The sequence below is a fragment of the Ensifer sp. SSB1 genome (assembly GCF_016652895.1).
In the GTDB taxonomy this organism is placed as follows: Bacteria; Pseudomonadota; Alphaproteobacteria; order Rhizobiales; family Rhizobiaceae; genus Ensifer.
On record NZ_JAEPRP010000047.1, the window covers coordinates 19,753 to 29,054 of the forward strand.

The following is a 9,302-nucleotide window of genomic DNA, read 5'->3' on the forward strand; positions in this document are numbered from 1 at the left end:
TCTATCCCTGTTCGAACGCTGCCGAGACGCGCGCAGCTCCGAGCCGTGTAAGACAGGACTGCGCCGATTCGCCAGCGTCTTTGTTTTGCCGCACCAGCCGGTCGAGCCGGGCAAGCGCGGATTCTATTTCATTCTCATCGGTGTAGGCGCTTGGAGCGCCGTTGGCAGCCCCATTTACGACAAGGCCGTATCCTGATGGCGCACCGACGAGTGTCAACTCTGACGACCTCGGTCGCGCACAGCCTTTGGCGCAGCCGGAGAGATGCACGGTCAGCGATCCATCAAGCAACCAAGGCGCCGTCTGAACGAAACGCTCTGCCATGGCCTTGGTTTCCATCCGCCCTGACGCGCAGCCTTTGCTGCCCGCACACGTGGCGATCGCGTTTCGCGGATCCTGTTCCGCGATGCGGAAGCCGTGCGCCGCTGCCAGGCTCTGCGCCACTACCGCGGCCTCACGCATCAGGCCGAGCACGAAGAACGCATGCCCCGGCGCAAGCCGGATCGCATAAGCGCCAAGCTCCTGCGCCTGGTGGACAAAGGTCGTCAGTGTGGCGGCATCCACCTGGGCAAAGGCAAGACCGAGACCAAGAACGGTGCCGACGTTATCCAGCTCATGAATGCCAGGTATCGGGACGGAACTCGGAACCGCCGGGCCCCCGGACAATGCTTGGGCGCGACAGAGGGAGCGGATTTCCGCCGGGTCCAGATCGCGCCCGCGCGCCGTCGTGCCGAGGCTCGCCAGCTTCTCGAGAACGGTAGTCACGGCCGGTACGACCGCATCGCCGGTCAACGCTCCGACAACAGCTCCCTTCGCCGCGGTACCGCCGAGCGACAGCAGCCATCGGGCGCCAGCGGCTGTCGAAAGCGCCTGAAGGCGAATGTCGGCAACCACTGCATCAAGACCGAAACGGCCGCCACCGTCGATGACGACGGAAAGCTTGGGGGCGAGCTTCAAGGGCACGCGACGCGCTCCCAACGCCTCACGAAGCTCAGCGGAGATCGGTCGCGGATCGGCGATTTCTGCCGGGTCGATCCCGACCAAAGGCGGCATCTCGATAGCGAGGCCTTCGGTGATCGTGATTTCAGCATCACCGATGGCCTGCGCCAGCGCCGGCACGGACGCCTCGCTCAGGCCGCGAAACTGCAGGTTTCCCCGTGCCGTGATCTCGATGATGCCATTGCCGAAGCGCCCCGCAGCGGCGGCAAGCGCGATTACCTTCGGCAGCGTCAGGCTGTCATCCGTTGGCCTTAGCCGCACGAGCAGGCCATCGCCGGTCTGCATGGGCGCCGCCAGCGACGGGCAGGCGCCGCGCCGCATCGAGGCGCTGGCGGCGGCTTCTCCGGTCGATGGAATGGCACAACTGGTCATCAAATCCGTCATCAAAGGCCCTCCTCCCTGAGGGCGCCTCGATCCCAAACATCAAGCGCGGGGTGCGAGCGGAAAGCCGAACACGCTTATCCTCATCCCGCTCTAGAGACGCTATAACACAGCCTCAATCCTTGAGTGAGATCAATCAAGAGACGGCTGTGGCCGCGCCGTCACCCCTCGAAATCGGCGCCCTTGCGCAGCAAGTAGATATCCATGATCCACCCCATCTTCGCCCGCGCTGCCGCCCGCGTTTCCAGGATCTGGGCTTTCACATCGGCGAGACGGCCGGAAATGACGATCTCGTCCCGTGTGCCGAGATAGGCACCCCAATAGATTTCAGCGTCTGGATCATCGATGCGCTGGAATGCTTGCTCGCCGTCGAGCATGACGACGGAGGTCTGGCTCGTTTCGGGGAAGCTTTCGTGCAGCCGGCGCCCCGTGGTGATCTCCACCGGCTTGCCGACGAGGTTCAGCGGGATGCGATGGCTGGCGCAGAGCGCCTGCAGGCTGGAGATCCCCGGAATGACCTCATAGTCGAAGGCAACGTTCCCGCGCGCCTTGACCCGCTCGACGATGCGAATGGTGCTGTCGTAGAGCATCGGGTCACCCCAGACCAGGAATGCACCGGTCCCGTCGCTGCTCAATTCATCGGCAAGCAGCCCCTCGTAGATCGCGGCGATCTGGGCGTGCCAGTCATCGACGCTGCCGTCATAGCTGACACCTTCGGTCCGGCGCACCGGCACCGCGAATTCGACAGTGCGGCTGTCGGGGCGCGTCACATAGCGCGCGCAGATGTCGCGGCGCACCTCCGCGAGCTCGGTCTTCTTTGAGCCCTTGGTTGGGATGAAGAGCACGTCGGCCCGGTTCAGTGCGTTGATCGCCTGCACCGTCATATGCTCGGGGTTGCCCGAACCGATGCCGATGATCAGAATTTTGCGCATGCCCGTCTCCGCCATTCCTATCCTGGCGTCTTAGGCGCATCACTGCCGTCGGCGCAAGCTCTTCGCGCGACAGTGAACCCGCCAGCAGCGTCAACGCAGCCTCAGTTGATCTCGACGGCAACGGGATTGTCGGGCAAGCGCCAGTCGATCGGGTCGAAACCCTTCGATTCCAGGAAGGCGTTGGCCTGGGAGAAATGCCGGCAACCGAGGAAGCCGGAATGGGCCGAGAGCGGCGAGGGATGCGGCGCGCGGAGCACCAGATGGCGCGAGCGATCGACGAAGGCCGCCTTCTTCTGTGCGTAGGAACCCCAGAGCATGAAGGCGACCGGATGCTCAGCTTCGTTGACCGCGCGAATGATCGCATCGGTAAACCGCTCCCAGCCCCGCCCCTGGTGCGAGGCGGCCAAGCCGCGCTCCACCGTCAGCACGCTGTTCAGGAGCAGCACGCCCTGCTTCGCCCAGCTTTCGAGAAAACCGTGGCGCGCCGGCGGGATGCCAAGGTCGGTGTTCAGTTCCTTGTAGATATTTACGAGCGATGGCGGCGTCCGGACACCGGGGCGCACGCTGAAGCAAAGCCCGTGCGCTTGGCCATCGCCGTGGTAGGGATCCTGGCCAAGAATGACGACGCGAACCTTGTCGAGCGGCGTCAGGTCGAGGGCGCGGAAATATTCAGGCCCGCGCGGGAAGATCTGGCGGCCTTCATTCTTCTGGACCAGCAGGAACTGCTTGAGCTCTGCCATGTAGGCGCTGGAAAACTCCGGCGCCAGCGCTGCCTTCCAGCTCTCCTCGAGCTTTACCGCCGTTTCCATTGCACCTCCGGTCCATCTGTTGTCTTCGAGGCCCGCAATCTAGGCCCGCCGACCGCCATCGCAAGACCTGTCACCCGCTTCCACCGAATGTTACACGGGTTTTGCCGTATCGCTGCGACTTTGCGGGCAATGCGCTAGCCTCACTCAACAGCATTGTATTTCAACAGATACAACGGTAATCAGAAGACGATATCGTTGTATCCTGAGAGATATCACGCATCGTTGGAGGGAAATCGATGATCAAGAGAAGAGACTGGCTGAAGGGCCTCGTGCTGACACTCGGCCTCGCCTGGGTCGGCGCAAACGTTCTGCCGACATCCGCGCAGGCCGAAGAGAAGGTAACGGTCTTTGCCGCCGCGAGCCTGAAGAACGCACTCGATGCAATCAATGCCGAGTGGCAGAAGGAAAGCGGAAAGGAAACGACCGTCTCCTACGCGGCCAGCTCCGCGCTCGCCAAACAGGTGGAGCAGGGCGCACCTGCCGACGTCTTCATCTCTGCCGACCTCGCCTGGATGGACTATCTTGCCGAAAAGAAGCTGATCAAGGACGACACCCGCGCAAACCTGCTCGGCAACCGCATCGTACTCGTCTCCGGCAAAAAGGACGCTGCCCTGGTCGAGATCAAGAAGGGCTTCGATCTCGCAGCCATCCTCGGTGACGGTCGCCTCGCCATGGGTGCCGTAGATTCCGTTCCGGCCGGCAAATACGGCAAGGCTGCACTCGAAAAGCTCGACGCATGGAAGGCCGTAGAACCCAAGGTCGCCGGCGCCGAAAGCGTTCGCGCCGCCCTCCTGCTCGTCTCGCGCGGTGAAGCGCCCTACGGCGTCGTCTACCAGACTGACGCTGCGGCGGACCCGGGCGTGAAAGTCGTCGGCACCTTCCCGGAAGACAGCCATCCGCCGATCATCTATCCGATCGCGATCACCGCCGAGAGCAAGAGCCCGGATGCGGCCGCCTATGTCGACTTCGTCAAGTCGGCCAAGGCTGCGGAGCTCTTTGAAAAGCAGGGCTTCACGGTCCTGAAATAATTGGCCTGAAAAGACGGCGGATCTCGGCTGTCCAGAGACAGGCGAAGCATCTATCGTCACGCGTCGCCCGCGCCCAAACGCGGGCGACGCAATCTTTTGTCAGAGGCAGTGGCGACTGAGGCGGACAGTCACGTCCCACCGGCCGCTTATCGGGGAGCGATATCCGTTGGACTGGCTTGCAGTGAGTGATGCGGAATGGACGGCGATCCTGCTGAGCCTGCGCGTCGCAACCGTCGCGATGATCTGCAGCCTGCCCTTCGCGCTCGCGGTCGCCATGCTGCTCGCCCGCGGGCGTTTCTGGGGCAAGACTATCCTGAACGGCCTGGTACACATGCCGCTCATCCTGCCGCCCGTCGTTACCGGCTTCCTGCTTCTCCTGCTCTTCGGCCGGCGCGGACCGCTCGGCGCCTTCTTCGCCGATTATTTCGGCCTCGTCTTTTCCTTCCGCTGGACGGGTGCAGCACTTGCCTGTGGCGTCATGGCCTTTCCGCTGATGGTGCGCAGCATCCGCCTGTCGATCGAGGCGGTCGACCGCAAGCTCGAAGATGCAGCGACCACGCTCGGCGCCAGTCCGGTCTGGGTGTTCGCCACGATCACGCTGCCGCTGATCATTCCCGGCATCATCGCCGGCATGATCCTCGCCTTCGCCAAGGCCATGGGCGAGTTCGGCGCGACGATCACCTTCGTCTCCAATATCCCCGGCGAAACGCAAACGCTGTCGGCCGCCATCTACACCTTCACCCAGGTGCCCGGCGGCGATGCCGGCGCCATGCGGCTGACGATCATTTCGATCGTCATCTCCATGGCCGCGCTCATTTTCTCCGAATTGCTGGCCGCCTTCGCCGCACGCCGGGTGGCCGCCCAATGAGCCTCACCGTCGAAACCCATCATCAACTCGGCAATTTCTCGCTCGACGCCGCCTTCACCTCGGATGGCGGCGTGACGGCACTGTTCGGCCGATCCGGCTCGGGCAAAACCTCGCTCATCAATATCATCGCCGGCCTGCTGAAACCGCAAAGCGGCCGCGTCCTGCTCGATGGCGACGTCATCGCCGACAGCGAGAACAGGGTCTTCACACCGGTGCATCGCCGCCGCTTCGGCTATGTTTTTCAGGAGGCGCGGCTCTTCCCGCATTTGAGCGTCAGCCGCAACCTTGCCTATGGCCGCTGGTTTGCCGGCAAGAGCGGCAGCGGTGGCGACTTCGCACGCATCGTCGAGATGCTCGGCATCGGCCATCTGCTTGAACGCAACTCCTCGGCACTGTCAGGCGGCGAAAGGCAGCGCGTCGCAATCGGCCGGGCCTTGCTCGCGGCACCGCGCCTGTTGCTGATGGATGAACCGCTCGCCGCCCTCGACGAGGCGCGCAAGGCCGAGATCCTGCCCTATCTCGAACGGCTGCGCGACGACGCCGGGATCCCGATCGTCTATGTCAGCCATTCCGTCGGCGAGGTCGCCCGGCTCGCCCAGCGCGTCGTGGTGCTCGAAAACGGCAGGGTCACTGCATCGGGTGCAGCCGCCGAAGTGTTGAGCGCGCCGGCTGCGACGCTTGCGACCGGACGGCGCGAGGCCGGCGTCCTGCTGGAGGGCGAGGTCGAGGGAACAGATCCGACGCACGAACTGACGACCGTTCGGGTCGGGCGGCAACGGCTGCGCATTGCTGGTGTCAGCGCCACACCCGGCAGCAAGCTTCGCCTGCACATCGCCGCGCGTGACGTCATGCTGGCGACTGCGAGACCGGTGGAGATCAGCGCACTCAACGTGCTCGAAGGGCGCATCCTGGCGATCGCGACGGAGGAAGACGGCAGCGTCGATGTCCGGGTCAATTGCGGTGATGCGACGATTGCCGCCCGCATCACCCGCTTTTCCCGCGACGCGCTGCAGCTCGTTCCCGGCAGGACCGTCTATGCCGTCATCAAGTCGGTGGCGATCGATCACTAGAGCGCCACCCTGCATTTCCCCCCTCAAAGGGGACATGCACTAGGCGTCGTCCGAAACGACCTCGTCCGTGCCAAACGGTGCATCGCTGCCGCGCACGGACTCGAGCCAGGCGAGATCTTCGGCGATCGCGGCCTGTACCCGTTCTTCCATCTGCCGGTAGCGACGGATCAGCTCCTCACCGAACGGCGTCACCAATGCGCCGCCACCCTGTTTGCCGCCGCGCTGTGATTCTACCGAAGGTTCGCTGAACATCCGGTTCAGGGCATCGACCAGCAGCCAGGCACGGCGATAGGACATGTCCATCGCCCGCCCCGCGGCGGAGATGGAACCGGTGTCGCGTATCAGTTCGAGCAGCAGGATCTTGCCGCGACCGAGCCGGTCGGCGGGCGGAAAATCGATGCGCAGGACGGGGCGAAGATCGGGGCGGCTCTCACTCATGCGGGAGAGCATAGAAGTACGCGCAGGAATCCGAAAGGCCGCCTCGCGGCGAACCGGACCGGTTCACGATAAAAGATTGCTCGCAACCGGGCGCCTGCCGCCGACTGCCAGATTGCAGGTCTTGATCTCGCGCCTTCGACATGTACCGATGGTCCCGACAAGCCCTTGCCCGAAAGCACCTTCCCATGCCAGGTCCGACACTCGATCCCATCGCCACCGATACCGCCCTGCCCTCCAAGGCCGACGTCGTCATCGTCGGCGGTGGCATCATCGGCGTGAGCACCGCTCTTTTTCTGGCCGAACGCGGCGTCGATGTCGTGCTCTGCGAGAAGGGCACGCCCGGAGCGGAACAGTCGAGCCGCAACTGGGGCTGGGTGCGGGTCATGGGCCGCGACGAGCGCGAGATTCCGCTGGCGATCGAGGCGCTGAAGATCTGGGACACGCTCGACGCCCGCGTCGATGGCGAGACCGGCTTTCGCCGCAGCGGCATCCTCTACATCTCCGAGAACGAGCGCGACGTCGCCAACCGCGACGCCTGGCTCGCCATGGCAAAACCCTACGGCGTGGATAGCGTGCAACTCAGCTCCGACACGACAGAAGCGATGATGCCGGGCGCCGCCGTCCGCTACGAAGGCGGGCTCTTCACGCCGAGCGACGGCCGGGCCGAACCGCAGAAGGCCGTGCCCGCGATCGTCGCCGGTGCCCGCCGCGCCGGTGCCCGTATCCTCACCGGCTGCGCCGTGCGCGGCGTCGAGAAGGCGGCCAGGCGGATTTCCGCCGTCGTGACCGAAAGAGGCCGCATCGAGACATCGACGGTCATCGTTGCCGGCGGCGCCTGGTCGAGGCTGTTCCTCAAAGGCCTCGGCATAAGGCTGCCGCAGCTGAAGGTGCGCAACACGGTGTTGAGAACCGGGCCAGTCTCCGGCGGGCCGGAAGGGGCCGGCGCAACCGCGACCTATGCCTATCGCAAACGCCTCGACGGCGGCTACACCATCGCCGATGGCGCTGCCAATCTGCACGCGATCGTGCCTGACAGCTTCGCCTTCTTCCGTGATTTCCAGCCGGCGCGAAAGGCGGAGGGCGACGCTGTTCAACTCGGCATCAGCGCCCAGAGCTGGAACGAACTGTTCGAGATCGGCGCCGTACCGCTCGACCGGCCGGGCGCCTTCGAACGCCATCGCGTGCTCGATCCCAATCCGGATTCGCGCCGCGCCTTGCATGCGCTCGATGCCGCCGCAAAGGCCTTGCCCTTGCTGCGCGAAACCAAGGTGCAGCAGATCTGGGCCGGGCTGATCGACGTGACGCCCGATGCCGTCCCCGTCATCTCGCCCGCCGAAAGCCTTCCGGGCCTTATCATCGCGACGGGCTTTTCTGGCCACGGTTTCGGCATCGGGCCGGGCGCCGGACACCTCGTCGCCGACCTCGTGACCGGCGCAAAACCGATCGTCGATCCGGCGCCGTTCCGGCTCTCGCGCTACTTCGATGGCACGCCGATCACGCTTGCCCCGCCGGTTTGACGCCATCCGCGCCGAACGGCCGCGAAAGAAAATTACAAGCAACGACCGGCGGGAATATGCGCAACACAACGCGTGGGCGCACTCCCGGCAGGATTCTATCTTTCTTTGCTTGCCCCTGCCCCGCAACGCCGAAAGACCTTCATAAGCCCCGGAACTCGTGGCAGTCTGTGAGCATTCCCGTCGGGAGAGCGGGGGCTTTTAGGAGGAGTCTGTGCAGACCTTAGGCGGAGGAGCCTTGCCGGTCACATTGCACGTCCTCGTACACCTCAGGCCATCATTATCCCGACCCAGAGCATTTCCAGCATAGGTCCTAGCGCCTTTGCGTCCGGAAATGCGTGAGAACAGACATGAAGAGCGGTTCGACTGGAACCGCTCTTGATTTGGTGCACTGCGCACTCCGGAGGAGGCCGGAAACCGCATGAGCGATCTCGATCGACTTAGTCTGCATGTCCCCGAACCTGCCGTTCGGCCCGGTGGTCAGCCGGATTTCTCCAACGTCAAGATCCCGAAGGCCGGCTCCGTGCCGCGCCCGGAAGTGGACGTCGCGCCGGAAGAGATGCGCGACCTCGCCTATTCGATCATCCGCGTGCTTAACCGCGACGGCGAGGCGGTCGGTCCCTGGGCCGGGCTGCTTTCGGATGATGAACTGCTCTCAGGCCTCAGGCATATGATGCTGCTGCGAGCCTTCGACGCGCGCATGGTCATGGCGCAGCGCCAGGGCAAGACCTCCTTCTATATGCAGCACCTGGGCGAAGAGGCCGTCAGCTGCGCCTTCCGCAAGGCGCTGGTGAAGGGCGACATGAACTTCCCGACCTATCGACAGGCCGGTCTTCTGATCGCCGACGGCTACCCCATGGTCGAGATGATGAACCAGATCTTCTCGAACGAGAGCGACCCCTTGCGCGGCCGCCAACTGCCGATCATGTATTCCTCCAAGGAGCATGGCTTCTTCACCATCTCCGGCAACCTCGCCACCCAATATGTCCAGGCGGTCGGCTGGGCGATGGCGTCGGCGATCAAGCGCGACACCAAGATCGCTGCCGCCTGGATCGGCGACGGCTCGACGGCGGAATCGGACTTCCACTCGGCGCTCGTCTTTGCCTCCACCTACAAGGCGCCTGTCATCCTCAACATCGTCAACAATCAGTGGGCGATCTCCACCTTCCAGGGTATTGCCCGCGGCGGCTCCGGCACCTTTGCCGCCCGTGGCCTCGGCTTCGGCATCCCGGCGCTTCGCGTCGACGGCAACGACTATCTCGCCG

General features: G+C 64.3%; 9 protein-coding genes. 5 read left to right on the forward strand and 4 right to left on the reverse strand.

The window, feature by feature from the left end; all coding sequences use genetic code 11:
• Position 1: 1 nt before the first annotated feature.
• The 3 genes from cobG to ung all read right to left on the reverse strand — a co-directional run bounded on the left by cobG (position 2) and on the right by ung (position 3,119).
• Positions 2-1,369 (reverse strand): precorrin-3B synthase, encoded by a 1,368-nt coding sequence (gene cobG, locus I8N66_RS14065; RefSeq protein WP_291154574.1) that lies wholly within the window; start codon positions 1,367-1,369, stop codon positions 2-4.
• A 170-nt stretch (positions 1,370-1,539) separates the two neighbouring features.
• Positions 1,540-2,310, reverse strand: a complete 771-nt coding sequence (gene cobF, locus I8N66_RS14070) for a precorrin-6A synthase (deacetylating) (protein ID WP_291154542.1) — start codon at positions 2,308-2,310, stop codon at positions 1,540-1,542.
• Positions 2,311-2,411: 101 nt separating this feature from the next.
• The gene (ung, locus tag I8N66_RS14075; protein WP_291154543.1) at positions 2,412-3,119 is read right to left on the reverse strand and encodes a uracil-DNA glycosylase; all 708 of its coding nucleotides are present in this window, start codon (positions 3,117-3,119) and stop codon (positions 2,412-2,414) included.
• A 236-nt stretch (positions 3,120-3,355) separates the two neighbouring features.
• Between ung and modA the strand changes: the two genes are divergently transcribed.
• From modA to modC, 3 genes are all read left to right on the forward strand, one after another.
• Positions 3,356-4,147 (forward strand): molybdate ABC transporter substrate-binding protein, encoded by a 792-nt coding sequence (modA, locus tag I8N66_RS14080; protein ID WP_291154545.1) that lies wholly within the window; start codon positions 3,356-3,358, stop codon positions 4,145-4,147.
• Between the two features lie 166 nt (positions 4,148-4,313).
• Positions 4,314-5,015 carry a molybdate ABC transporter permease subunit gene (modB, locus tag I8N66_RS14085; RefSeq protein ID WP_113535969.1) on the forward strand — a complete coding sequence of 234 codons (702 nt, stop codon included), beginning with the start codon at positions 4,314-4,316 and terminating at the stop codon, positions 5,013-5,015.
• Positions 5,012-6,085, forward strand: coding sequence for a molybdenum ABC transporter ATP-binding protein (gene modC / locus I8N66_RS14090; RefSeq protein ID WP_291154547.1), 1,074 nt, complete (start codon positions 5,012-5,014; stop codon positions 6,083-6,085). Before modB ends, modC begins: the two co-directional genes overlap by 4 nt.
• A 39-nt stretch (positions 6,086-6,124) precedes the next feature.
• On the opposite strand, the gene I8N66_RS14095 is transcribed toward modC, so the two are convergent.
• Positions 6,125-6,523, reverse strand: a complete 399-nt coding sequence (locus I8N66_RS14095) for a winged helix-turn-helix domain-containing protein (protein WP_113536001.1) — start codon at positions 6,521-6,523, stop codon at positions 6,125-6,127.
• A 185-nt stretch (positions 6,524-6,708) separates the two neighbouring features.
• On the opposite strand from I8N66_RS14095, the gene I8N66_RS14100 reads away from it, so the two are divergent.
• Positions 6,709-8,040: an FAD-binding oxidoreductase gene (locus tag I8N66_RS14100; protein ID WP_291154549.1), complete on the forward strand. Its 1,332-nt coding sequence runs from the start codon at positions 6,709-6,711 to the stop codon at positions 8,038-8,040.
• 418 nt (positions 8,041-8,458) lie between these two features.
• On the forward strand, positions 8,459-9,302 hold an 844-nt coding region (locus I8N66_RS14105), incomplete at its 3' end, for a 3-methyl-2-oxobutanoate dehydrogenase (2-methylpropanoyl-transferring) subunit alpha (protein ID WP_291154551.1).

Coding starts and splice junctions, on each gene's coding strand:
- modA (WP_291154545.1), top strand. CDS start 3,356: ATGATCAAGAGAAGAGACTGGCTGAAGGGCCTCGTGCTGACACTCGGC.
- ung (WP_291154543.1), bottom strand. CDS start 3,119: ATGGAAACGGCGGTAAAGCTCGAGGAGAGCTGGAAGGCAGCGCTGGCG.
- modC (WP_291154547.1), top strand. CDS start 5,012: ATGAGCCTCACCGTCGAAACCCATCATCAACTCGGCAATTTCTCGCTC.
- I8N66_RS14100 (WP_291154549.1), top strand. CDS start 6,709: ATGCCAGGTCCGACACTCGATCCCATCGCCACCGATACCGCCCTGCCC.
- cobG (WP_291154574.1), bottom strand. CDS start 1,369: ATGACCAGTTGTGCCATTCCATCGACCGGAGAAGCCGCCGCCAGCGCC.
- I8N66_RS14095 (WP_113536001.1), bottom strand. CDS start 6,523: ATGAGTGAGAGCCGCCCCGATCTTCGCCCCGTCCTGCGCATCGATTTT.
- cobF (WP_291154542.1), bottom strand. CDS start 2,310: ATGCGCAAAATTCTGATCATCGGCATCGGTTCGGGCAACCCCGAGCAT.